Annotated in this window: 23 protein-coding genes, 1 pseudogene and 1 other annotated feature; of the genes and pseudogenes, 16 read left to right on the top strand and 8 right to left on the bottom strand. The window is 36.4% G+C overall.

Going from position 1 to position 25054, the window contains the following annotated elements:
- Nucleotides 1-14: 14 nt before the first annotated feature.
- Nucleotides 15-563 carry a phosphatase PAP2 family protein gene (locus ACWPVE_RS04710; RefSeq protein ID WP_453997356.1) on the top strand — a complete coding sequence of 183 codons (549 nt, stop codon included), beginning with the start codon at nucleotides 15-17 and terminating at the stop codon, nucleotides 561-563.
- Entirely contained in the window at nucleotides 560-1702 is a 1143-nt protein-coding gene (locus ACWPVE_RS04705; RefSeq protein ID WP_453991149.1) for a glycosyltransferase family 4 protein, read from the top strand. The genes ACWPVE_RS04710 and ACWPVE_RS04705 overlap by 4 nt, the downstream gene beginning before the upstream one ends.
- A gap of 33 nt (nucleotides 1703-1735) precedes the next feature.
- Here ACWPVE_RS04705 and ACWPVE_RS04700 read toward each other — a convergent pair whose 3' ends face one another.
- Genes ACWPVE_RS04700 through ACWPVE_RS04685 form a run of 4 tightly spaced genes read right to left on the bottom strand, consistent with a single transcriptional unit; the run spans nucleotide 1736 to nucleotide 4430 of the window.
- Complete coding sequence (locus ACWPVE_RS04700) at nucleotides 1736-2437, bottom strand: hypothetical protein (protein ID WP_453991147.1); 702 nt, start codon at nucleotides 2435-2437, stop codon at nucleotides 1736-1738.
- On the bottom strand, nucleotides 2437-3165 hold the full coding sequence (locus ACWPVE_RS04695; RefSeq protein WP_453991145.1) for a hypothetical protein: 729 nt from the start codon (nucleotides 3163-3165) through the stop codon (nucleotides 2437-2439). Before ACWPVE_RS04695 ends, ACWPVE_RS04700 begins: the two co-directional genes overlap by 1 nt.
- Nucleotides 3152-4048, bottom strand: coding sequence for an ABC transporter ATP-binding protein (locus ACWPVE_RS04690; RefSeq protein WP_453991143.1), 897 nt, complete (start codon nucleotides 4046-4048; stop codon nucleotides 3152-3154). The genes ACWPVE_RS04695 and ACWPVE_RS04690 overlap by 14 nt, the downstream gene beginning before the upstream one ends.
- Nucleotides 4035-4430, bottom strand: coding sequence for a GntR family transcriptional regulator (locus tag ACWPVE_RS04685; protein ID WP_453991141.1), 396 nt, complete (start codon nucleotides 4428-4430; stop codon nucleotides 4035-4037). Before ACWPVE_RS04685 ends, ACWPVE_RS04690 begins: the two co-directional genes overlap by 14 nt.
- A 973-nt stretch (nucleotides 4431-5403) precedes the next feature.
- Here ACWPVE_RS04685 and ACWPVE_RS04680 point away from each other — a divergent pair.
- The 3 genes from ACWPVE_RS04680 (at nucleotide 5404) to ACWPVE_RS04670 (ending at nucleotide 8587) form a co-directional block, all read left to right on the top strand.
- Nucleotides 5404-6054, top strand: coding sequence for a 5-bromo-4-chloroindolyl phosphate hydrolysis family protein (locus tag ACWPVE_RS04680; RefSeq protein WP_453991139.1), 651 nt, complete (start codon nucleotides 5404-5406; stop codon nucleotides 6052-6054).
- A 6-nt stretch (nucleotides 6055-6060) separates the two neighbouring features.
- On the top strand, nucleotides 6061-7245 hold the full coding sequence (locus ACWPVE_RS04675) for a toxic anion resistance protein (RefSeq protein WP_453991137.1): 1185 nt from the start codon (nucleotides 6061-6063) through the stop codon (nucleotides 7243-7245).
- 121 nt (nucleotides 7246-7366) lie between these two features.
- Nucleotides 7367-8587: an ISL3 family transposase gene (locus tag ACWPVE_RS04670; protein WP_453991135.1), complete on the top strand. Its 1221-nt coding sequence runs from the start codon at nucleotides 7367-7369 to the stop codon at nucleotides 8585-8587.
- Between the two features lie 176 nt (nucleotides 8588-8763).
- On the opposite strand, the gene brnQ is transcribed toward ACWPVE_RS04670, so the two are convergent.
- Together brnQ and ACWPVE_RS04660 are read right to left on the bottom strand one after the other, a co-directional pair.
- Nucleotides 8764-10077, bottom strand: coding sequence for a branched-chain amino acid transport system II carrier protein (brnQ, locus tag ACWPVE_RS04665; RefSeq protein ID WP_453991133.1), 1314 nt, complete (start codon nucleotides 10075-10077; stop codon nucleotides 8764-8766).
- An 85-nt stretch (nucleotides 10078-10162) separates the two neighbouring features.
- Nucleotides 10163-10407, bottom strand: a binding site (T-box leader).
- A gap of 131 nt (nucleotides 10408-10538) precedes the next feature.
- Nucleotides 10539-11300 (bottom strand): IclR family transcriptional regulator, encoded by a 762-nt coding sequence (locus ACWPVE_RS04660; RefSeq protein WP_453991131.1) that lies wholly within the window; start codon nucleotides 11298-11300, stop codon nucleotides 10539-10541.
- Between the two features lie 144 nt (nucleotides 11301-11444).
- Here ACWPVE_RS04660 and ACWPVE_RS04655 point away from each other — a divergent pair, with 144 nt between their 5' ends.
- From ACWPVE_RS04655 to ACWPVE_RS04625, 7 genes and pseudogenes are all read left to right on the top strand, one after another.
- The gene (locus ACWPVE_RS04655; RefSeq protein ID WP_453991129.1) at nucleotides 11445-12089 is read left to right on the top strand and encodes a bifunctional 2-keto-4-hydroxyglutarate aldolase/2-keto-3-deoxy-6-phosphogluconate aldolase; all 645 of its coding nucleotides are present in this window, start codon (nucleotides 11445-11447) and stop codon (nucleotides 12087-12089) included.
- A gap of 3 nt (nucleotides 12090-12092) precedes the next feature.
- A complete protein-coding gene (locus ACWPVE_RS04650; protein ID WP_453991127.1) occupies nucleotides 12093-13109 on the top strand; it encodes a PfkB family carbohydrate kinase in 1017 nt (338 codons plus the stop codon).
- Between the two features lie 55 nt (nucleotides 13110-13164).
- A complete protein-coding gene (gene kduI / locus ACWPVE_RS04645) occupies nucleotides 13165-13995 on the top strand; it encodes a 5-dehydro-4-deoxy-D-glucuronate isomerase (RefSeq protein WP_453997354.1) in 831 nt (276 codons plus the stop codon).
- A gap of 244 nt (nucleotides 13996-14239) precedes the next feature.
- Entirely contained in the window at nucleotides 14240-15022 is a 783-nt protein-coding gene (kduD, locus tag ACWPVE_RS04640) for a 2-dehydro-3-deoxy-D-gluconate 5-dehydrogenase KduD (RefSeq protein WP_453991125.1), read from the top strand.
- Between the two features lie 997 nt (nucleotides 15023-16019).
- Nucleotides 16020-17210 (top strand): DEAD/DEAH box helicase, encoded by a 1191-nt coding sequence (locus tag ACWPVE_RS04635; RefSeq protein ID WP_453991123.1) that lies wholly within the window; start codon nucleotides 16020-16022, stop codon nucleotides 17208-17210.
- 155 nt (nucleotides 17211-17365) lie between these two features.
- A pseudogene (locus ACWPVE_RS04630) lies at nucleotides 17366-18226 on the top strand (methyl-accepting chemotaxis protein); the annotation flags it as partial.
- A gap of 54 nt (nucleotides 18227-18280) precedes the next feature.
- Nucleotides 18281-18742 (top strand): CZB domain-containing protein, encoded by a 462-nt coding sequence (locus tag ACWPVE_RS04625; RefSeq protein ID WP_453997352.1) that lies wholly within the window; start codon nucleotides 18281-18283, stop codon nucleotides 18740-18742.
- Nucleotides 18743-18828: 86 nt separating this feature from the next.
- Here the strand turns inward: ACWPVE_RS04625 and ACWPVE_RS04620 are convergent, their stop codons facing one another.
- Both ACWPVE_RS04620 and ACWPVE_RS04615 read right to left on the bottom strand, forming a co-directional pair.
- Nucleotides 18829-19734: a DMT family transporter gene (locus ACWPVE_RS04620; RefSeq protein WP_453991121.1), complete on the bottom strand. Its 906-nt coding sequence runs from the start codon at nucleotides 19732-19734 to the stop codon at nucleotides 18829-18831.
- Nucleotides 19735-19882: 148 nt separating this feature from the next.
- Nucleotides 19883-20518 carry a YesL family protein gene (locus ACWPVE_RS04615; RefSeq protein ID WP_453991119.1) on the bottom strand — a complete coding sequence of 212 codons (636 nt, stop codon included), beginning with the start codon at nucleotides 20516-20518 and terminating at the stop codon, nucleotides 19883-19885.
- Nucleotides 20519-20788: 270 nt separating this feature from the next.
- On the opposite strand from ACWPVE_RS04615, the gene ACWPVE_RS04610 reads away from it, so the two are divergent.
- The 4 genes from ACWPVE_RS04610 to ACWPVE_RS04595 all read left to right on the top strand — a co-directional run bounded on the left by ACWPVE_RS04610 (nucleotide 20789) and on the right by ACWPVE_RS04595 (nucleotide 25014).
- On the top strand, nucleotides 20789-21757 hold the full coding sequence (locus ACWPVE_RS04610) for a carbohydrate ABC transporter permease (RefSeq protein ID WP_453991117.1): 969 nt from the start codon (nucleotides 20789-20791) through the stop codon (nucleotides 21755-21757).
- A gap of 19 nt (nucleotides 21758-21776) precedes the next feature.
- Nucleotides 21777-22610 carry a carbohydrate ABC transporter permease gene (locus ACWPVE_RS04605; protein ID WP_453991104.1) on the top strand — a complete coding sequence of 278 codons (834 nt, stop codon included), beginning with the start codon at nucleotides 21777-21779 and terminating at the stop codon, nucleotides 22608-22610.
- Between the two features lie 76 nt (nucleotides 22611-22686).
- Nucleotides 22687-23991: an ABC transporter substrate-binding protein gene (locus ACWPVE_RS04600; RefSeq protein ID WP_453991115.1), complete on the top strand. Its 1305-nt coding sequence runs from the start codon at nucleotides 22687-22689 to the stop codon at nucleotides 23989-23991.
- Between the two features lie 162 nt (nucleotides 23992-24153).
- Entirely contained in the window at nucleotides 24154-25014 is an 861-nt protein-coding gene (locus ACWPVE_RS04595; protein ID WP_453991113.1) for a sugar phosphate isomerase/epimerase family protein, read from the top strand.
- Nucleotides 25015-25054 lie beyond the last annotated feature (40 nt).

The following is a 25054-nucleotide window of genomic DNA, read 5'->3' as shown; positions in this document are numbered from 1 at the left end:
TGAATTTGAAGCTTTTGCTTTCATTCTATCATGCTGATTGTCGAATCTTTCAAAGCATAAACCAGCATTATGATCAAAGAATTTTACAGTTGTTTTTCTCGAGAATTACTCATTTAGGTGGCGCAACTTTTACAATCTGTACCTGTCTTATTTTAGCCTTTTTGACTACAAATCTAACAAGGCAAACAGCCATTGCAAGTGCAATTTCCCTTGCAATTAGTCATATACCCGTACACTTAATCAAAAAACTTTATCCAAGAAAAAGACCTTATTTAATCATCGATAAATCTAAGTTTCCTATAAAAGCGTTACGAGATCATTCATTTCCTTCAGGACACACAACGGCCATATTTTCAGTTATTATTCCGTTTGTCTTATATATGCCAACCCTGTCGATCCTGCTAATCACCATTGGTCTCAGTGTAGGCATATCTAGAATATTTCTAGGATTGCATTATCCTTCTGATGTGATGGCTGGTGCATTATTAGGCACGACATCTGGAATGATCAGTTATTCTTACGTACAGCAAGTAACAGAATCTACCTTAAGGGGGATACTATGAAAATAGCGATTTTTACAGATACCTATTACCCAGAGGTTAACGGCGTAGCTCGTACATTAAAAAGATTTACTGATTATTTAGAGGAACAAGCTATCGATGTGAAGGTGTTTGCTCCGATGTCTGACTCGAATGAATATGTATCGAACCATATACACCGATTTAAAAGCTTATCATTTTTTCTCTATCCAGAGTGTCGGCTTGCTTTTCCTAAGATGCATCAAATTCGAGACGAACTAGAAAAATTCTCACCTGATCTCATCCATGTCGCAACACCTTTCAATCTTGGATTTTGTGGAAGCTATTATGCAAAGAAGCTAAATATTCCACTTGTAGGCTCCTATCATACGGATTTTGACTTTTATTTAAAATATTATGATTTGCAGTTCTTATCCAATCCATTGTGGTCTTATATGAAATGGTTTCACCGTCCATTTCAAAAGATATATGTTCCATCACTGGTGACAAAAAAACAGCTTGAGGAAAAAGGGTTCGCTAACATAGAGATTTGGACACACGGAGTGGATTGTGAATTATTTAGTCCATACTACAATAAAGAAGAGGTTCAGAAAAAACACCAACTTACAAAGAAATTCACGCTCACATACGTGGGGAGGCTAGCTCCAGAAAAAGATGTAGATATGCTGCTAGAAATTGCAAAATTGTTACCAGTAGAGTGGAGTGAACAAATCCAATGGGTAATCGTAGGTGACGGACCACAGAGGAGCAAGCTGGAGGAAGAGGCACCAGCAAATATGAAGTTTACTGGATTTTTAAAAGGAACGGAATTGGCGGAAGTATATGCAGCATCTGATCTTTTTGTTTTTCCGTCCTCATCGGAAACCTTTGGTAATGTCATTCTTGAATCAATGGCTAGCAGTACACCAGTTGTCGCGGTAAATGCAGGGGGAGTTCGGAATATTATACAAAATGAAATCACTGGATACCTATGTGAGCCTGGTCATACACAGGAAATCACGAATACCATTCTGCATCTCTTAAAAAATGACGGGGTTCGCAATCGAATGGGAATGGAAGGACGAAAATATGCATTAACCCAAAAATGGGATGTGATTTTTGAAAAACTATTATATAGTTATTCAACTGTATTAAAGGAACCAAATAAACAGAAATATGCATAATAAGAGGAAGGGACATCCCTTCCTTTTTAGAGTTTATTCACCAATAAAGTGAATAAACTCACTTCCAGTTAGCTTAAGATCCTTGGGAACACGAACAATAAGAAATTCATAATTTAATGGTTTGTCTTCTTCAAACCTTCTATCAAAATCCTCCGTGATTCCACCGCCTCTAAATTGAGATACCACAAAATCATTATGAAAGCTGTGAAGTTTAACTTGATAGTTCATTGGCGGATACGCAGTCAAATGATTACCTTCAATGGAGATGCTAGGTAAAGGGATTTCTTCAAAAAAATCGTACCCATTAAAATTCGTGTTCGCCACATAAAAAATAACTTCTATGATTTTATCATCATCATTTTCTTTGCGATCAAATATCGTGTATAGGTTATTATCTTCGAGGTATTGAATATTTAATTCATCTTGTTCGAATGGAATATTCCATCTTTCTTTTTCGTGAATCGCTTCTACAGTTTCAATTTTTCCCTGTTCAATCGCCTGATGAATTTGCTCATAAGTCAAACTCTCGGTATGGCTCTCTGATGCAAAAAAACTAGATTGTGGGATGAAAGAATAAACAATCACGGACACTATTAAAACGAAAGCATACGAACCGAGTAAAAGCTTTGTGATTTTAACACCCGGGTACCTTTTACCGATAAATATAGAAGCTAAAACTATCACTATGATAAACAAAATAATCACAGGAAGTATGAATGTACCGATTACCGACATTATTTTCGAACCTCCAATCGATTCGTTGCAGCGATAACAGCTAACACCATTAGGGCAACTGTAGCGACAACTTTAATTGTAAAAATAAGAATGGATGTTTCAGTGAAAAAGAAAAGAATGTAACTAACGGTATCATTTGCACTGACTTCATAAATAGCCCAGCCAATGAATAGCGCAGGAATGACAAAGGCGAACAGTTTGCTAATCTGTGTAAACATTCCAATGAAATAACCTAGTGTTGCGAATAAAAGGAGATATAAGGTACCAATATAAATTCCCACTAATAAATCAGAGAATGAAAGAAAGAAATGATCAGCAATGATCTTTGTGCTACCATCCTTAAAAAACAGGATAACTCTTAAAAGAATCCCAGCAAAGGTTGAGGTGGTACTGGCAATAAATGAATAGACCACTAGCATCCCAACTGTTGAAAGATGACTGCTCAATCTGTTTGTCACAAATGAAAAGTCGATATAAAAATACGGCTTTGTTGTTAACGTGACGGCCGTGATAAAAGTCCAAAAGATTGTAAACACAAATATCGTGCTTCCAGAATAAGTAGAAATTGAAATATTTCCGAGTCCCATCTGCCCAACGCCATTAAAAGAAAATAAAAGGGCAATGACCTGGACAGTGATAAGGCTTGTAAACGTACCATAATATGACCGTACTTTAAAGAATATCTGTTTTTTTACGACATCAAGGAAACTCGCATTAATTAAAGACATCGTTAATACCTCCTTTATTCTTTGAAGTGAGATACACGCAAAGGTCTTCTGTTGAAACAGGAGAGAGTTCGATTCCTTGCTTTTTTACTTCAAGCCATGTTTCCTCTGGATAGAGATCTTTTACGACTGTATAAGTGTAGGAATCCCCGAAGTCCTCAGCATAAATGACTTCCATTCCATTGGTGACTTGTTCAATAATGTGTGTTTTCCCCCGAAGGCCAACTGCATACTCTTTCAAATTGTCAATCGGCTCATGAAGTGCAACACTTCCATTCCGAATGAGCAGTACGTTTTCTAAGATGCTATCAATCTCATTTAGGAGGTGGCTCGAAAAAAGGATGGTTCTTGGATGTGAGATATAATCTTTCAATAAAGCTTTATAGAAATCCTTCCGAATGGCTGCATCCATTCCAGTTGTAGGTTCATCGAAGATTGTAATGGGACAGCGGGAACAGAGTCCAATGATCATGTTAAATGTACTTTTCATACCTTTTGAAAGATGATGATGTAGTTGCTTTGGATGTAAGTCGAAATAATCAAATAGTCGTTTTGCCAATTGATCATCCCAATTCGGATAAAAACGTGCACTAGTTTGTAAAACTTCAGATAAAGTTATCCAAGGTGGAAAGGCCATATTGTCATCCACAAAAACAAGATTCGAGGATACTGTTAAATTATTAAATGGGTTTTCTGAAAATACGCGTACCTCTCCAGAGGAAACGGAATAATACCCAGCTATTGTTTTCAAAAGTGTTGTTTTTCCAGCCCCATTTCTTCCAATGATTCCCGTTATCGTTTTTGGTTCGATTGTAAAAGATAGATTCTCAAGAGCCTTAAAATTCCCGTAATGCTTAGAAACATGTTGAAACTCAATAACGCTCATCTCGATTCCCCCTTTGCTTACCTTTCTCAGCTTTAATCAAGTTTATTAATTCCTCTTCACTTACTCCTAGACGCTCCGACTCCATTACAAGTTCACTTACGAGATTTTTCATCATTTGACTTTTCCTTTTTTCTAAAATAAATTCTTTAGCATTTGGTGTCACAAACATGCCCAAGCCTCGCTTTTTATAAAGAATATTTTCATCTGCAAGGAGATTTAGTCCCTTTGCAGCAGTAGCAGGATTAATGTTGAACATCTCAGCAAGTTGATACTGAGAATATACTTTCTGATCCTCAATAAAAGCTCCACTGATTATCTCGGTTTCAATCCACTCTGAAATTTGTACATAGATCGGTTTTGAACTATCCTGCTTAAACTTCATATAAACACCTCCTTAGGTGATTATGTACATTGGTGCATTAGTGATATAATGTACTATACTACATGCTATGTTGAATTGCCAGATTATTTACTATTATTTTTAAAAATGACTATAATTAGGTATTAGACAGCTGTTTACGTCTGCTATCAAAATACGCCTCAAGTCTTAGATTTTTGTAATGACTAGGTCCATAGTTCGAATAAATATCTTATTGTATAGTTAATTTGAGGAAAACTTTATAAAGGGGTTTGTGTGATCTCTTCTTGAACTCCACCAGCTAGTAGATATAGATGGAGATAAGTGTATGCTTGAGCAATCCCGCCACTAAAGTGGGGGAGGGATAAAAATAAGCGCGAGTGCAGGAGAAATCTCGTTCATCAAGGATATGAAGAGGGAAAGGTGGCTCTCCAGCCACAGCAAAGCTCATCATCAAGCGAATGAAGAGGAAAAAGTAGCTCTCCAGCCGCAGTAAAGCTCATCATCGAGGGGATGAAGAGGGAAAGGTGGCTCTCCAGCCACAGCAAAGCTCATCATCAAGCGAATGAAGAGGAAAAAGTAGCTCTCCAGCCGCAGTAAAGCTCATCATCGAGGGGATGAAGAGGGAAAGATAGCTCTCCAGCGTCAGAAAAACTCTTCATTAAGCGAATGAAGAGGAAAAGATAGCTCTCCAGCGTTAGCAAAGCTCTTCATTGAGCGAATGAAGAGGAAAAGATAGCTCTCCAGCGTTAGCAAAGCTCTTCATTGAGCGAATGAAGAGGAAAAGTTCGCCCACCAGCGTTAGCAAAGCTCTTCATTGAGCGAATGAAAGAGCAAAACGCCGCTGCTCTTCAACCTAAAGTAACAAATTTCGTAGGACAGAGTTACACACTAAAAAACAGAAAAAACCACCAAATTTTCCCTTATAATTTTTTGAAACCAATGTTCGCTTTGGTCCGTATATAATAGTAAGACTTAAATGTTAGGAGTCGATTAAATGAATTCATTTCTCGCTTTTATTGTTAAAACGTTCATTTCAGTACCGACAACGGTTACTGTTTGGTTAGTAAGTTTTTTTGCATTTGATCAAACGTTTCTCCTTTCGTCTGGATATGCGTTATTAGGGGGCGGTATCGCCTACTTCGGAACATCTGTCATCATGAAACAGGCTTTTTTACGAAAACATCGTTTAACAAGGAAGGAATATCAATATATTGAGAGAAATTTAAAAGAAGCAAAGAAGAAACTTGCTAGACTTAATAAATCCCTTTTCGCCATTCGTCATATCCCGTCATTAAAGCAGAGAGTAGATTTGCTTCGTGTTACAAAAAAAATCTATCGCTTATCTAAAAGTGAACCGAGACGCTTTTACAAAGCAGAAAGATTCTATTTTTCTCATCTTGATTCAGTTGTGGAGTTGTCGGAGAAATATGCTTTTCTTTCATCACAACCGAAGAAAAATAGTGAGCTTGAGCGGACACTACATGAAACGAGAAGAGTACTTGAAGAATTAACGCGTACTATTGAAAAGGATTTACACAAAATGCTCTCGAATGATATAGATGACCTACATTTTGAAATTGATGTAGCCAAAAATTCGAATAAGCAAGCGAATGAAACACAGTTTATTGATCAAAACAGGAGGTAAACGAGTATGAGTGAACAGAATTCTCGCAAAGCCGAAGAGACTGCTAATTTAATGGATGAATTACTTGCAAATCCATTTGCTGAGACTAAAGAAGAACAAGAAAATCCTATAATCTTAACACAAGAGGAGAAAAAGGAGCCTGTTCGTTTAGTAGATGTGCTGCCTGAAGAAAATAAAGAAAAAGCATTACAGCTTGCGAAACAAATCGATCCAACGAATCACCAAGCCATGATTTCATATGGAACACCAGCTCAAAACAAGCTACTGTCTTTTTCGAATACCATGCTAGAGCATGTGCAAAAAAATGATGTGGGCGAAGTAGGAAAAATTATCTCAGACCTCATGAAGCGTCTAGATGATATGAAGCCTGAAGAGTTAAATATGGAAAAACGTTCTGTGCTAGCAAGAATGTTTGGTAAGATCTCAAATTCTGTTCAAGAGGTATTATCTAAATATCAAAAAACAGGGGCACAGATTGATCGAATTAGTGTAAAGCTTGAGAGAAGTAAAAATGTATTACTTTCAGACATTGCCATTCTTGATAAACTTTACGATAACAATAAGGACTATTTTGATGCGTTGAATGTATACATTGCAGCGGGAGAACTAAAACTTGAAGAGATGCATCAAAAACTTATTCCTGAATTAAAAAAACAGGCAGAAGCTACGAATGACCAAATGAAGGTGCAAGAAGTAAATGACATGGTCCAATTTGCAGATCGTCTTGAGAAGCGGGTACATGATCTAAAACTAAGTAGAGAAATCACGATTCAAAGTGCACCGCAAATTCGTTTAATACAAAACACAAACCAAGCACTTGTTGAAAAGATTCAATCATCCATTATGACGGCGATTCCGTTATGGAAAAACCAAGTGGCAATCGCATTAACCTTAATTAGACAACGTCATGCAGTTGAGGCACAAAAGCAAGTTTCGAAAACTACGAATGAACTCTTACTTAAGAATGCTGAAATGCTTAAGAGTAATACGATTGAAACAGCACGGGAAAATGAACGTGGTTTAGTGGATATAGAAACACTGAAGAGAACGAAGGAAAACCTTATTTCCACATTAGAAGAGACGCTGCGTATCCAGGAAGAAGGACGAAACAAGCGACGTCAGGCAGAACATGAGCTAGCCTCAATGGAATCTGAACTACGTCAAAAACTATTAGAAATCAAGACAGACTAAAAAAAGGCTCTATAATATTTGTTGGGGTTTAAACAAAATTTTGTGTGCATAAAAAAACACGCAAACTCCTCATTCTTTTATACTTGAATTGTCGAGAAACAAGTCTAAAGAATGGAGTTGCGTGTATATGGATTTTACCATGATTATTCCTGGATTAAAAGGGTCTATCCTAACCAATGTTGAAGAAGTGGGCGAAGTTATCCGCCTGTACGTTGAAATGGAGCGAAAAGTACATCGGTGCCCTAAATGTAATCAAAGGACGAGTAAAATTCATGACTATCGTATACAAAAAATTCAACACTTAAAGTGGTTTGAAAGAAAAACCCAAATCTTTTATAAGCGTAGACGATATGTCTGTGAATGTGGGAAACGTTTTTCAGAGAAAAATCCTTTTGTCATGCGTTATCAACGTACCTCAATAGAATGGAATCAAGCTATATCAATTAAAGCAATTAAAGGAAAAACATTTAAGGAAACAGCTGAAATCTACGGGTGTTCATCTTCAACCATTATACGTCGATTCGATCAAATTTCACGAAGTGAAATTCATCCGGTGGAAGAATTACCTACAGTTATAGCTATTGATGAATACAAGGGTGATACCCGCGAAGGGAAATACCAGTTAATCATTGCGAATGGGATAACAAAAGAACCGATTGATATTCTACCAAATCGTTATAAACGTACGATAAAAGACTACTTAAGAAAGCACGGATCTAGAGTGCAAATAGTCATAATGGATATGAATCATTCCTTTAAAGCAGCCGTTCAAGAGGCATTAGGTAAACCTGTTATTGTAGCTGATAGATTTCATTTTTGTCGTTACATCTATTGGGGGCTTGATGGAGTAAGACGTCGAGTACAAAACCAATTTCATGGCTACGACCGTAAAAAGTGTAAACGTATGAAACATGTCTTTCATAAAGACTGCCAACGCTTAACTAAGGATGAGAAATGGCATTTAAATCGTTACTTGGAGATGTCGAATGAACTCAAACAAGCATATGAAATTAAAGAGGCATATCGTTCTTGGTTTTTACGTGCCAAAGAAAACGGAAAAAACAGTATCAGTATGGTTAAAAAGGAATTGGAAGAACTATATAAGTTAATTGAGGATTCAAAGATACCTGAAATGATTAAAGCAATAAAGACCATACAAAATTGGCAAGTTGAAGTATTAAATAGCTTTGCCTATGAATATTCAAATGGGTTTTTAGAGGGAATTAATAATTCAACCAAAGTTCTAAAGAGAAATGCTTATGGATTTAGAGTTTTTGAACGCTTTAGGGCGAAGATTTTATTAACACACAAGTATAAAAGAATTGGGGTACATATTGGTTAACCGAGTTGGTGTGATTCTCCTCTATAAAAAATGATGAATGGTACCATCCATCATTTTTTATAGAGGCCACCAAGCGTAGCGCGGTAGCCTAAAACCCCAACATTTGATTTAGAACCTAAAAAAAGGATAGGTACCCAAGGGTGGAATCTATCCTTTTTACTTTTATTGTAAAACTTTTATTTAACCATTACTTCCTTTTTACTAAATCGACTCAGCACAAGCCCTAAAGCTGTTCCCAGAAGGGCAGGTACAATCCATTCCAACCCCACGGATGCTAGAGGTAACATGTTTTTTACATCTTGAATAGGTCCTAGTGTAAGTCCAAATGCATTTAAACCACTGATAAGTGCAAATACTCCAGTAAAAACAAAAGCTGAGCCATATACGGCTTTTACATTTCTATAGTAACGATTAAAGAAAGTTAATACAACCAACATGATTAATAGAGGGTACGTCATCACCAAGAATGGAACCGATATTTTTAAAATCTGCGCTAATCCAAGGTTTGAAAGTGTAAAACCAACTAATGTTACAAGCAGTACAACTGTTTTATAGCTTGCCTTTGGGATTAAATTTGAAAAATACTGTCCACAAGCAGTTGTTAATCCAACAACAGTTGTGAAACAAGCTAAAGTAAAAATGAGGCCAAGCAGAACAGTTCCACTTTTTCCAAAAAGAAGAGTAGCTGCAGATGACAAAATGTCTGTTCCATCATCAAATGTGGTGAGCCCTGCCATTTTGGCACCAATTAATCCAATTCCAACATAAATTGCTGATAACAAAACTCCTGCAATGATACCAGCTTTAAACGTATATTTTGTTAACTGTGAACGATTTTCGATTCCTCTTTTTTGAATGGAGTTTAAGATTACAATTCCAAAAGCTAATGCAGCAAGAGCATCCATCGTATTATAGCCTTCAAGGAACCCAGTGAAGAATGCACCAGTTTGGTAACCTTCTGTTGGACTTAGTAACGAAGTATCGATTTTAAATAGACCAACTACGATTAAAATGACAATCGCTATTACCAAGGCTGGAGCAATTAGACGTCCCATGTATTTTTCCATTTTGCTTGGATTTAAGCTAATAAAATATACAACCCCGAAGAAAATAGCTGAAAAAAGCAAAAGAACAAGAGCAGTATTAGATGACTCAGGTACAAATGGGGTAATGCCCATTTCAAACGCAACATTTGCATTCCTAGGAATGGCAAGGAATGGTCCGATACATAAATACACGGCTACCATAAAAGCAGTACTAAAAATTGGATGAACACGATTCGCCATTGCCACAGCTCCACCTTTTACAAGTGAAACAGCAAAGATCACAATAACTGGCAATCCTACACCTGTTACAATAAATCCTAGCATACCAGCCCAAAAGTTCGTACCTGCACCAGCCCCTAAAAACGGAGGGAAAATTAAATTACCAGCTCCAAAAAACATTGAGAATAACATAAACCCAATAAATAAAGTGTCCCATTTCTTCATCTGAATCCTCTCCTTGAAAGTTATTTTAAAATAATTAACCCAGGCAGCTCTTTTTATTTACAAAAACAAAAAACCTCGCCCCTATAAAAGGGACGAGGTTAACTCGCGATACCACCCTGATTCCATAGTCGAATGAAAATAGACTATGACACTCACTAACGTACGATCATACGTGTTCCTTGTAACGGCGGACTCCCGTCAAAGCTTACTTTCTTCAGCTTTGCACCTCGGAGATGATTTTCAGATAAGCTCTGAACATCGACTTTCAGCAACTGTCGACTCTCTGGAGAACAGACTTCTTATCTTACTCTTTCTCGTCATCGATTTTTAATATATTGGTATAATAGCAGAGAGAGGTAAAATGGTCAATAAATATTTTGATAGTTTATATAATTTTGTAAAACCCTTGGTAATTAGGTTAGGTTCCTTGTTGAAAAATCTGTTTCGATAACCACTGTAAGTTAGTTGAGCTCACTCTCAATTCCATTTTTGCAAGCGAGTACATTCTCGATAATTTGTTGAATAAATTCATCGGTGATTCGGTATTTTGGAACACTGACACTGAATGCTCCGTGGTTTTTTCCATTAACTGTGATACTTGCTCCCACACAAAAGACATCTGCCTCATGCTCTTCATTGTCAAAAGAATATTTTTTTTGGCGAATGTCATTGATTTCCTTCATAAAGTCTTCTTTATTTGTTATGGTGTTCTCCGTCTTTTTTTCTAATGTAATGCTGTTTAAGTACTCTTCAATCTGCTCATCTGTCTGTTCAGCAAGTATGGCTTTCCCCATAGCTGAACAATAGAGCGGGATTGATTTTCCGACGCGTGAGTATAATGAGATAGGATTAAAGCTCTCAAGTTTGGTTATATAAATAATGCTTGTTTGATCGAGAATCCCTAGATGTACAGTTTCCGTTGTTTCTTTTCTAAGTTTCTCTAGATAGGGTTGTGCAATTTCTTTAATTTCAGTTTGATTTAATGCTTTGTTTGCATACGTTATGATTGATTTACCTAGAAGGAATTTTTTCGTTTCCGTGTCTTTTTGTACATAGCCTATTAATTGGAGTGTGTCTAGAATCTTTAAAGCTGTCGAACTTGTTAATTCTGTTGCCTTTGCAATTTGTTGAAGGCTTTGTGGCCTGTCAACTGAGGAAAGATACTTTAAAATGTAATCGGCTTTTATTAGGACGGTCCCATATGGCTGTTTTTTTTGTGTCAAAATAATCAATTCCTTTTTATAATTTTTGAAATAATTAATATATCTATTGAAATCCTTTTCATGATTTTATATAATAGCTTTAAAGTTTCTATATAATAAATTTAATTTCCAAATAGGAAATTGTCAAGGGGTTTTGAGTCAACCATGAAAAAAATAAATGTACTCTCAAAAATTGCAGATTGCGGAGTTGTCGCTGTTGTTCGAGCGGACTCAAAAGAAGAAGCAGTTAAAATCTCAGAAAGCTGTGTAGAGGGGGGGATCATTGGAATTGAGGTGACGTTTACAGTTGCTGGTGCTGATGAAGTGATTAAAGAACTTACATCCATCTACAAAAATAGTGAGGTTGTAATTGGTGCAGGGACAGTTCTTGACGTTACAACAGCTAGAATTGCAATCCTAGCAGGCGCGCAATTTGTTGTTAGCCCAAGTTTTGATGAAGAGACTGCTAAACTATGTAACTTGTATCAAGTTCCCTATATGCCAGGTTGCTTGACTATTACCGAAATGAAACAAGCCCTTGAATCTGGTGCCGATATTATCAAGCTCTTTCCAGGGAATGCATTTGGGCCAGATTTTGTGAAGGCGGTTAAGGCGCCACTTCCACAAGTAAATATCATGCCAACAGGTGGAGTAAGCCTAGATAACATTGATCATTGGATTAAAAATGGAGTCGTTGCTGTTGGCGTAGGTGGGAATTTGGTTGCTCCTGCCAAAACAGGAGATTACGCGAAAATAACAGAATTTGCAGCACTATATGTTGCGAAAGTCAAAGAAGCAAGAGGGGCGTAACATATGAAAAAAAAGATTGTTACATTTGGAGAACCCTTACTTCGTTTTTCAACTAATTTGGGCGAACGCCTTTTTCAAGCAAACCAGCTAACTCTGAATTACGGTGGAGCTGAAGCAAACGTAGGAGCATCCCTTTCAAATTTTGGTTATGATGTCTATTTTGTAGGTAAAGTACCAAATAACCCGCTTGGTTATGCATATGAAAGACATCTGCATTCATATGGCGTTCATACAGATTACCTTTTAAAAGGTGGAGAACGTTTAGGTACATACTACCTGGAAACTGGTGTAGGAGAAAGAAGTGCGCAGGTCACATATGATCGTAAAAGTTCCAGTTTTGCACAGCTTTCAGCCGAAGAAATTGATTTTGCTAAAATTTTGCGAGGTGCAGAGCTTTTTCATGTAACAGGAATCACACCTGCACTTTCACCAGTCTTGCAGCGTTTAACATTAGAAGGCTTAAAAATGGCAAAGGAATTAGGCGTACAAACTAGTTTTGACTTTAACTACCGGGCAAAATTGTGGAATTTAGAGGAAGCACGAGATGCAATCCAACCCTTCTTACCATATGTTGATATTTGTTCATGTGGTGAATTGGATGCACACAATCTATTAGGAATCGAAACAGCGGATGAAGATTTAGATCATTCAGGGAAACTAACCCACTATTATGGAAAAATATCTGAGATGTATCCTAACATCCAGTTTATGTATTCGACTACTAGAAAAGTAATTTCCGCTTCACATAATACATTACAAGGAAATTTATATGTGAATGGGAAATTGTATCAATCACGAGTACACGATATCAACCCTATCGTTGATCGTGTTGGAGGCGGAGATGCCTATGCTTCTGGAATTCTATATGGAATTTTAGAGGGAAAAGAACCCGAGCAAATTGTTACCTTTGGTACTGCAGCTTCTGCATTGAAACATACCGTCCATGGAGATAGCAATGTCTTTTCGGAAGAAGATATTAAAGCGTTTTCTGAAAGCGCTACAGGTAAAATCGACCGATAAGATATTCAAATATTAATTATTATATTAGGAGGAATATGAAATGGAAGAAACAAAAATGGAAACACGTTATGCAAATCATCCCGAGGAAATCAAGAGATTTAATACAGATGAGTTAAGAAAACAATTTTTGGTGGAAACTATTTTCGAGCCTGGTGAAGTGAAATTAACATATACACATAATGATCGCATGATCTTTGGTGGGGTAACGCCTATTGACAAAGAATTAACGATTAAACTAGATAAAGAATTAGGGGTAGAGTATTTCTTAGAACGCCGTGAATTAGGAATTATTAACATCGGTGGCGAAGGAATGGTCATCCTTGATGGTCAAGAGTACAATATGGTTCGTCGCGATGGACTATATGTTGGAAAGGGAACGAAAGAAGTTTTATTCACTTCTAAGGACCCAAACAATCCAGCAAAGTTTTATATCAATTCAGCGCCAGCACACCACAAGTATCCAACTGTAAAAATTGATATTAATGAAATTACACCATTAGAAGCAGGCGAGCCTGGAACATTGAACGAGCGTAAAATCTATCAATATGTGCATCCAAATGTATGTGAAAGTAACCAACTACAAATGGGTCTAACAATGCTTTCACCAGGAAGCGTTTGGAATACAATGCCATGTCATACACATGAGCGTAGAATGGAAGTTTACTTATACTTTGATATGGAACCAGAAACTCGTGTATTCCACTTCATGGGTCAACCAAACGAAACAAGACATCTTGTTATGAAGAATGAACAAGCAGCTATTTCTCCAAGTTGGTCAATCCATACTGGTACTGCTACAAGCAACTATACATTCATTTGGGGTATGTGTGGAGAAAACATCACTTACACTGACATGGATGTAGTACCAATGGAAGACTTAAGATAAGAGCGTTATTTAATAAAATTCCATATTTATAATGTTAGAGAAAATATAAAAAACACATTATTTCAGTCGGGGACCAACCCCGACTAAATGATGTTAGCCTCTGGCTGATGCACTGATTTTTAAATTTATGTCTAAAGACTAACAATCACTACATGCAAGCTTGTCTTTGTGATAAGTATCGCGTGGACCTGAAAAAATCTGAGTAGGCATACGCCAAGGCGCACCTGATAGGAGGCTTATCAACATGGCAACTCAATTATCTGATTTCTCGTTAGACTTTTTCTCGCTTACTGGAAAGATTGCGATCGTAACTGGCGGAGCTACTGGACTAGGTCAAGGCTTTGCGGTTGCCTTAGCAAAAGCAGGAGCAGACTTGTTCATTACGACACATGGCACTAGCTGGGATGAAACTAGAGAATTAATTGAAAAAGAAGGCCGTCGTGTCGAATTTTTTCAAACAGATTTATCTAAACGTGAAAATGCAAAAGAAGTAGTAGCAGCATGTGTGAAAGCATATGGAAAAGTTGATATATTAGTAAATAACGCAGGCACAATCCGTCGTTCGCCAATCCTAGAGTATAAGGAAGAAGACTGGGATGCAGTTATCGACCTTAACTTAAATTCTTTGTACTTTTTAAGTCAAGAGGCAGCGAAAGTAATGGTCGAACAGAAAAGTGGAAAAATCATCAATATCGCTTCTATGCTCTCATACCAAGGAGGAAAATTTGTACCTCCATACACTGCAAGTAAGCATGCTGTGCACGGTCTTACAAAGTCATTTGCAAATGAGCTTGCTGAGTATGGAATCCAAACAAATGCTATAGCACCAGGATATGTAGCAACAAACAACACGAAACAAATCCGTGCAGATGAAAAACGCAATGCAGAAATCCTATCCCGAATTCCTGCTGGCCGCTGGGCTAGCCCAGCAGATTTAATGGGAACAGTTGTATTTCTAGCAAGCCGTGCATCTGATTATGTGAACGGTCATACACTAGCTGTTGATGGTGGCTGGTTGGCAAGATAATATAAAAAAGCTGAATCGCTCATGTGATTCAGCTTTTTTTGGGGATCAAAGAGGACAGGCTCTCTCCTCGATATTTTAAATGAACTAACACTCTGCAGTTGTAATTTATATAAAATGTATTATTATGTAAATATTGGAAGTATTTAATATATGTTAGGAGTGTTTAGAATTAAACCTTTTCGATGGAATATAGTCTATTTTTTAGGGATATATATCATTTTAATATTTTTCGATTATTTAAACCACGGTTCATTCGACTTTCTAGAAAATTTTATACAGGCTTTTTGCATTGCTACTATATTTGCAGTTGGAATGTGGTTTTTCCATTACAGACATAACAAAAATGAAGTGTAGACAGAAACAAGAAACTTATAGGAAACACCATCTATTAACAGAAAATATTTTTTGATAATAGTAGTGTTCCAGCGGTTCTGGAATACTACTATTTTACAGAAATTAGGGAATTGGATGTACTCTAGCGACTCTGGAGTATCACCAGCTTCCAGTAAATAGGAGGTTGATTGTACTCCAACGACACTGGAGCAACATCAAATTCCAAAAAATAGGAGTTTGAGTGTACTCCACTGACTCTGGAGTATCTCCATCTTCCAGTAATTAGGAGGTTAAATGTACTCCAACAACTCTGGACTACTACCATCTTCCAGAAAATAGGATAGTGAGTATGCTCCACTGACACTGGAGTATCACTAATTCCCAGTAATTAGGATATCGAGTGTACTCCAACGACTCTGAACTACCACCATCCCCCATAAATTAGGAGGTTAAATACATTCCGCCAACTCTTGAATACCACTATTTCCTAGAAATTAGAAAAAAGGGTATACTCTACACCAGTTAAAGCTATCTCACTGATCTCCTTATCGTAAACCACCAAAACAACCTCCCTGTTCCCGGTTAATTTTGCACTTTAACCAAAAGATAGTTAGAATAAAAACTAACCCAATTAAAAGTGAACTTAGTAAGGAAGGTACATAACATGTCAAATTGGTCTCAATTAGAAGAAATGAAACCTTTTATACAGAAAATCTGGCAGGAATCTGGATTTGAAGCACCAACAAGTATTCAAGAAAAAGCGATTCCAGCAATCCTGGAAGGGAAGGACGTCATTTGTGAATCACCGACAGGAACTGGTAAAACTCTTTCCTATTTACTTCCAGCCATTCAAAAGCTTGATGAAACAAAGAACGGCATTCAAATTATCATCTTGGCTCCATCCCGTGAACTTGTCATGCAAATTTTTGATGAGGTAAAAAAGTGGACGAAAGGTACAAATATAGTAAGTAGTGCCTTTATTGGAGGTGCCAATATTAAGAAGCAAGTCGAGAAGTTGAAGGAGCGTCCTCAAATTGTTGTTGGAACAACTGGACGAATTATTGAACTTATTAATATGAAAAAAATGAAAATGCATGAAGTGACAACTGTCATTGTCGATGAAGCAGATCAACTCGTTTCGAATGAGCATCTTTCCAATCTTCAAAGCATTATCAAATCAACATTAAGGGATCGGCAAATTTTATTTTTTTCTGCGACAATCTCGGAGAAAACTGAAAAAACAGCTAAATCCTTAATGAACAATCCAGAGACGATTAGAATTCAACGGAAGCTCAATCTGGAAAACATATCGCACATTTACTTCCTATGTGAGCAGCGGGATAAGATTGATGTACTTCGTAAAATAATGTACACCGAACCTGATAAAGTAATTGCCTTTATTAAAAGTCTCGATAAGGTTGAAGAAATTGAGGCAAAGTTAACCTATAACCATATCGACGTAGCGGTACTTGCTGGAGAAGCGAAGAAACAAGAACGTCAGCAATCGATGAAAAATTTCCGTGCTGGAAAGATTCCGTTATTGTTAACAACAGATGTAGCAGCAAGAGGTTTAGACATTCAAGATGTTACCTATGTCGTCCATTTTGACTTTCCAAAAACAGTTGAACAATATGTTCACCGCTCAGGCAGGACAGGCCGGATGGGGAAAGAAGGGGTTGTTATTTCTATTGTTAATGCCCGTGAAGAAAGCTTCCTTAAAAAAATGGGCTATGACCTAGGGATTACGTTCACTAAAAAGGACTTTTATAAAGGTGAAATTGTGGACGCACGAGAACAGAAACAAAAACCAAAGGCGCTAAAATCGAGAAATCCTAAAAATAAAACAAAAAAATAAGTATCAAAAAAAGGATAAACAGTATTGGTGTTTATCCTTTTTTATATGGAATGACACTTTAGTTTCCTACAATTATTGATAGCATCCTTTTAGTTTGGGAGGTATACTAAATGTACTAGCCTATTATACTTATCATTTTAAGGGGGACAAAATATATGTTTCTTTTAACCAAAAAAAAAGAAGAGACGAATAAAGAGGAAGCGTTCACAAAATATTTAGTAGAGGAATTACAACGAGTATATAAACAAAATGAAAACTATGATGGTTTATCAGGTGAAGTTCCTTATTTATCTGGTGATAGTGAAATAGAAGTGTGGATCAATAAACTACTTGAGTTAAAAAATTCTCAAATTAGAGCGCAATTCATGAAAAATATTGAAATAATAGAATTTGTGACTCAAATGGATTACGTGAAAGACATGGTAGATCATATTTCTGTGCAGAAGTCATCGATGGATGATGTGGCTGCAAGCAGTGAGGAAATGAGTGCTTCAATCGAGCATATCTCTAATTTTGTTCAAACCTCATTAAATACAACAAATGAGACGATTTCTATTTCAACGAGTTCACTTGATACGATTAATGGTTCCTTTACATATATTAATCAATCATTTGAAGAGATAAAGGCAGTTCAAGATAAAATGCAGAATGTAGTAGAAGTTACAAAGGAAATTGAGAATGTTGTTAATATAATCAATAATGTGGCGGGACAAACCAATCTACTTGCATTAAATGCGAGCATTGAGGCAGCACGATCAGGAGAGGCAGGTCGTGGATTCTCGGTGGTGGCTGAGGAAATAAAAAAATTAGCCGATAATACGAAACAATCGGCCAACTATATTAAGGATATGGTGACCAAGTTAAGAGGAGAAATTGGAGTATCTGAACAAACAATTACTGGGGCGGTTACTGTTTTTTCAAAAGGGAAAGAGCAAATTAATCAGGCTGTTCTATCTATGAATCAATTAGAAAAGTCATTAGGAAACATATCAACAGTTTTTGAGGAAATCTCCGCAAATGTCGAAGAGCAAACAGCTACTACTCAGGAAATCACCAGTAGGCTTTCTGAAATGAACATTCAAACTCAGGCCCTAAATGATGCATGTATAAAAACAGGTCAGGGGATATACGATGTAAGTAGTATGCTTCAGGATTGTAAAGAGATGGCTCTCCCTTATTTTAAAGATTTAAATGGTGAACATATTAAAGAAGTAACGGCAGTTGACCATCTTCTATTTAAATGGAAAGCATACAATGCGGCTTGTGGATTTGTGAAACTAAATGAGCATAGTTTAGGTGAACACACTACTTGTAATATGGGAAGATATTTGGAAAATATAAAACAAAAAGATCTTTCACATGAGGCAGTACGGACAATGTATGAACCGCATCGAAAAATACACGATCTCACGAAAGAGGTCATTCAGGCTGTTAATAGTGGCAGTAGAAATAATAATGTAAATAGTATAATAAAAGAATTAGATGCAGCGACAAATGAGTTTTTACAAGAATTGAGATTGATGAAGATGTGATTGCTAAGAAGGTTTAAAAAAGAGGAAGTTCTCATAGTAGAGAATTTCCTCTTTTTTTAGAATATGTAGGTACTCTTTTTATCGTTTTATACACTTTTGCTTGGCTTCAGTACGATTTCATGTTTACCTGAAGGTTTATTGGCAATATAAACTCCAAATAAAACAAGGAGTCCACCAACAATTTGGCGAGCCAAAATTGGATCCCCTAAAATAAAATAGGCAGCAAGAATTGCAACAAATGGTGGAATGTTCATGAACATTGATGCCGTTCCAGCACCGACTTCTCCGACAGATTTATTCCACAAAAATCCAGCCATACCTTGAGTAATAATAGCCGAAGATATTAATAATAACCAAAGCAATATGGAGTAGCTAATTACCGTTTCACTAATAATTGCTTCAACACCTGCAGCTGGAATCATAAAGAGACTACCAAGAACAGTAGCAAAAACGGTTATGAAAAAAGAGTTCATATTTTTAGAAAGGGCTCGTATAAATAAGATGCTAATAGATAAAGAGAACATCGCTATTAATATATTTAAATCCCCCCATGATATTTCTAGTGATCTGCTTGTTATACCGATTATCGAGAACACTCCTACTAAACTGATCATGGCACCAATAATTTTTTTATATGTTAATTTCTCTTTAAACACAATGCGCTCTAAGAAAATCGTTGTGATGGGGGCCAATGCGATAATTAGTGACGCATTTGCTGATGTTGTATGCTGTAAGCCTGTAAAAAAGAAGATTTGGTTTATTAAAGTACCAAAGATTCCAGCACCCAATAACAGTTTCCATTCTGTTACTGTTGGACGTCTTATTCCTTTCTGGCTAATCGCAATTAGGATTAGAATAATAGATGTGCAAGAAATACGTATAGTAGATAAAAAAACAGGTGAGAAACTTTGAAGCAGAAAAGCACTTATAGGATAATTGATTCCCCATAAAATGGATATAAAAGTTAAAGTAATAAAAGCCTTATTTCTCATTTAACCAAAAACCTACCTTTCTTTATGACCGTGGAAACTGAATATTTTCAAAAAAGTTAGCTTCATCCTATCCTCCATTTGGGACTAGGATGAAGCTAACTTCACATCAAACAAATCTTTTATTTTCCATATATAGTTAACATTAAATTTAAACTCCATTACTCAATTGTTCTTGTTTCTTAGCCACTTTTTTATACGCGAGATTTGCGGAAGAGAGAATCACAAGACCCAGCAAACTCATACTAAAAAAGAATCCTAAGCCAGATACGTTAGTCACAGCAAAGTATACGGCAGCAAAGCCAAAAATAATGAGAAGACTTGGTACTGGACTGTAGATTGTAATAAGAAAAGCATTTTTTAGATGAGTTCCTAATGATTGTTCAAATTCAACATAGGAAGCCATTGCATAGCAAATGATGAGAATATAAATACAGCACATGACTAGACTTGAATAAAAAAGGAAACCAGACATCTCGCTAGATGTAGATTGTAAAAAACTGATATTCATATACAAAATCAAACCGATAACGCTAATGATTAAGCCTAATTTATTACTACCTAAAAACTCCTTTTTATAATAAGTCCAAAAGGTCTTGAACACTGGTGGTTCATTCTTATTTATGAATTGTCGTAATGTAGCTAACATTGCAATGGTAGCTGGAAAAACTCCGAAAATCACTAAACCACCTATCGTAAATAGAATCCATAAAATATTTAAATAAGCAAGTCTTGCTACCCATTCACAAAAGGTAAAAACTGAGCTTGAAAATGACCCTAATTGCATAATGATCCCTCCTTATCAATAATATATCACGCAATAAATAAAAGCGTTTTCTTTTTTGGAAGAAGGTAAAAATATTTCTTTGAAAGTAAAAAATAGGTCAATTTCGAATGAGGTTATCGATAATAAAGTAAGAAAATTACAAAAAAAGTGTAGAGAAGGTAAAAAAAATACCAGTAATGTAAAAATAGTTAATTGTTGAAAGCGATTACAACCACTATACTTAGGCTACGACAAAAGTTCTAAATCTTCAAAAAAGGAGAGGTGGAAACCATGAGTAGCGAAGCGAAGTTCGGGACAGAGCTCGTACAAAAAACTAGTAATCAAGTAAACAAAAGAACAAAGAAAAAGAAGAGTGGTCCGTTTAATGGATGGAAGGAGATTCTTGCAGGCTATGCATTTATAGCCCCGATGTTTATTGGAACATCCATATTAGTATTATTCCCTATCCTCGCATCATTTGTTTTAAGTTTCACAGATTGGAATTTTGTGGCGGGGTATGCAAATGCTAACTTTATAGGGTTTGAAAATTTTTCGAAACTACTAACCAATGCCTTATTCATTAAGGGATTAATCAACAATCTGATCCTAATTCTAGCGATTCCAATAACGTTAACGCTTTCTCTAGGATTAGCAGTCATCATAAACAAATATGTGTATTTAAAGGATTTGTTTAAAGTTATTTACTTCATGCCGTTTATCTCGAGCGTGGTTGCGGTAGCGGTTGTGTTTCAGGTGCTTTTCCACCCAACTAAAGGTCCGATTAACCAATTATTGATGACACTTGGGATTGAGAATCCGCCTGGATGGATTGCGGACGTATCCTTTGCCCTTCCATCCGTTATGTTAATTATGATTTGGACGGGAATCGGCTTTAATTTAATTATTTATCTAGCAGGCTTACAGAATATACCTAAAGAACTCTATGAAGCTGCACAAATGGATGGAGCCAGTGCCTGGTTACAATTCAGAAAAATTACGATTCCACTCGTGTCACCTACAACTTTCTTATTGTTTGTGACAGGTGTTATCTCAAGCTTTAAAGTGTTTGATTTAATCATCGTTTTAACAAATGGTGGACCAGCTAACTCAACCATCACACCGGTGGTGTATTTGTATCAACAAGCATTCATTGAATTAAGAACAGGATATGCTTCTGCGATTTCGTTAGTGATGTTTATCATCATTTTAATCATTACGTATATTCAATTTGTTGGACAGAAAAAATGGGTGAACTATTAAAGGGGAGGGAGCAGTCAAGATGGTAGCACGATTAGATATGCGAAAGTTAATAATGACAGTAATTATGGCTCTAATAGGAATTGCTTTTCTAATGCCATTTTTGTGGATGATCTCTGCTTCTTTAAAAGTGGAAGAGGATGTTTTAACTTTTCCAATCCAGTGGATTCCCCAAACGTGGAATGCGATTGAGAACTATAAAGAAGTGTGGACAGGCTCAATGCCGTTCCTACTTTTATACTGGAATTCAATTAAGGTTACGGTACTGACCACTTTAATCTCATGTACGGTTTCGTGTTTAGCGGCTTATGGATTTGCGAAAATCAATTTTAAAGGAAGAGATTTGATCTTCTTAATTGTATTGGCAACATTCATGATTCCACCTCAAACACTGTTAGTTACACAATTTCTATTGTATAGATGGTTAGGTCTGTATGATACGCATACTGGTTTGATTTTATTAAATAGTTTTAGTGTGTTTGGAACGTTTATGTTACGTCAATTCTACCTCGGTATTAGTAATGAAATCATTGAATCAGCGAGAATGGATGGGGCAGGACACTTTCGAATTTTTGCATCGATTGCATTACCGTTGGTAAGACCTGCGATTGCAACTTATGCGATCTTACGATTTATTTGGACATGGAATGACTTCCAAAACCCACTAATTTTCTTAAGAACAAAAGAGCTATATACGATTCAGCTAGGTGTACAGAGCTTTGCGGATGAACATGGAAGCGTTTATTCGTTAATGATGGCAGGAGCCGTATCTGCGATTCTACCACTACTTATCATCTTCATAATCGGACAGAAAAACGTTATTGAAGGGATACAACTCGGTGGGGTTAAAGGATAGGAAAAGGATAAGGTATCAACTCTTCTCCTTGTAGTAGAGTTGATATTTTTTCCATAAATTAAGGGGGGCTATTAAATTGAAAAAATGGATGTTCTTGTTGTTGGTTGGACTTTCGTCCATGTTTATGTTAGTAGCTTGTGGAAGTAGCGATGATGCATCAAACTCATCTGACGGAGAAGTTACGCTAAACTTTGTCCACTGGATTAATGAAGATGTTGGAAAATGGGAAGAAGTGATTGCGAAATATGAGGAAGAAAATCCTGGTATTAAAGTAAACTCCATGCCACTTGTGGAAAATATGAACTCTTTAGATTATTATAAGCAATTAGATTTAATGTCGTCAGCAGGCGATAAAATTGATGTCATTTTACTTAATAATGTGAATGAATATGTAAAAAGAGTAGATGCAGGTCTAGTAGAGCCACTCACTGAATTTGTTGAATCAGAAGGAATCGATATTAATGAAGTATACAATAACAGTTTACCGACTATTGATGGTAAGCATTATGGATTACCGATGAAAAACAACACAATGTTAGTGATGCTTAACAAATCGCATCTTGATGAGGCAGGTTTAGAGATTCCGACAGAATGGACTTGGGACGACTATGCAGAATATGCTAAAAAGTTAACGACTGATGAGCACTATGGATCTTATTTACACTCTTGGCATCACTTCCATTCTATTTTGAAACTGATGGGGAAAGAAGATACTAACATGATTTTAAAGGATGATGGTTCATCGAATGCGGATGATCCGATGTTACGTGCATCAATAGAATTCCGAAATCAATTAGAAAATGTGGATAAAACTTCCGTACCATTTACTGAAATTTTATCTCAAAAGCTAGATTATCGTCAGCAATTCTTTAGCCAGTCGGCATCAATGGTTCCAGTCGGTACTTATATGGTAACGGAGTGGGGGCAATTTAATCCTGAATTTGAAATGGCATGGGCACCATGGCCAAAAAACAATGAAAGTGATAAAAATCTTGCACCAATGTCTGGGGATGTCATTTCAATTGCTAAAAGCTCTAAGCATAAACAAGAGGCATATGATTTCATGCGTTGGTTGTCAACGGAAGGGATTGTAGAACAAGGAATTTTTATGCCGTCATGGAAGGAAGCAGATTTAGATAAGGTGCTAGAAACAATGGTAAATGGAACTGCAAAACCAGAAGCAGTTCATATGGAATCTTTGAAACATGCAATTTCTTCAGTAAATCCTACTAATGTATATGCACCAGCATCATACATTACGGAAGTATATACCGAATATGGAGCAGAGGTTGAACTCTATCTTCTTGGTGAACAAGACCTTGATACAACGATGAAGAATATTGAAAAAAAGGTACAAGCTATCGTAGATGCCAATAAATAATTAGAATACACAAGTTTGAAATTGAGAGAATATCCAATCTCTCTCAATTTCAAACACTAGTACGATTTCTTTTATATATTTTAATCGGCTAATTAATCTGGTTACTCCAACAATACGACTATGAATGGGGTTAATTTTTCCAACTAATATGGAGGTAAACAAATGAAAAAAGGTAAAATTGGTGTTCAAATGATGATGCTTAAGCAAAAAGTAGAAGAGCTTGGCGTCTATGAAACAATGAAAAAGCTTTATGAGCTTGGATTTGGTGCAGTTGAGGTGTCCCAAATTCCAATGACGGAAGAGAATGTAGCGGAATTAAAAAGAGCAAGTCAAGACTTTAATATAAAAATTGCAGCTTTATCTGCAGCATTAGAGCCTATGTATGAAAATGCACCTGGAGAGGCACTGACCACTCATTTTGATAAAGTCGTAAATGACTGCAAAACTCTCGACTGTCATTTTGTACGGATTGGAATGCTTCCTTTTACAGTAATGGGTGACAAAGATAAAATTATGGGCTTTATCGGAAGAGCAGAAGAAATGGCGAATCGTTTAGCAGAGCATGATATTGAATTATATTATCATACTCACCATGTTGAATTTGAAAAATATGACGGAAAGTACTTACTAGACTTAATGAAAGAAAACACTTCTAAACTTGGATTTGAGCTTGACGTTCATTGGATTCAGCGTGCTGGTGAAAATCCTGTAAATATTATTGAACGCTACAAAAATCGTATTTCATTACTGCATTTAAAAGATTATCGAATCACTTCGTTCGAATTTAATCCAGAAGACGTTAAAGATAGAGAAGTTTTCAGAAACAAATTTAATAACATTATAGAATTTGCAGAACTTGGTGAAGGAAATTTGGATATTGCTGCAATGATAGAAGCAGGTCTTGGTAGTGGTGCACAATACTTTTTAATTGAACAAGACGATACATATGGACGTGATCCATTTGAATCTCTTGAGATTTCAGCGAAATATTTAAGAGAACTTGGTTACGCTGATTGGTTCTAGTAATGGCAAGCATCCCATGAAATTAACATACAAGCTAGAT

The organism is Bacillus nitroreducens (assembly GCF_964021195.1).
This window is presented reverse-complemented; position numbering and strand designations above follow the sequence as displayed.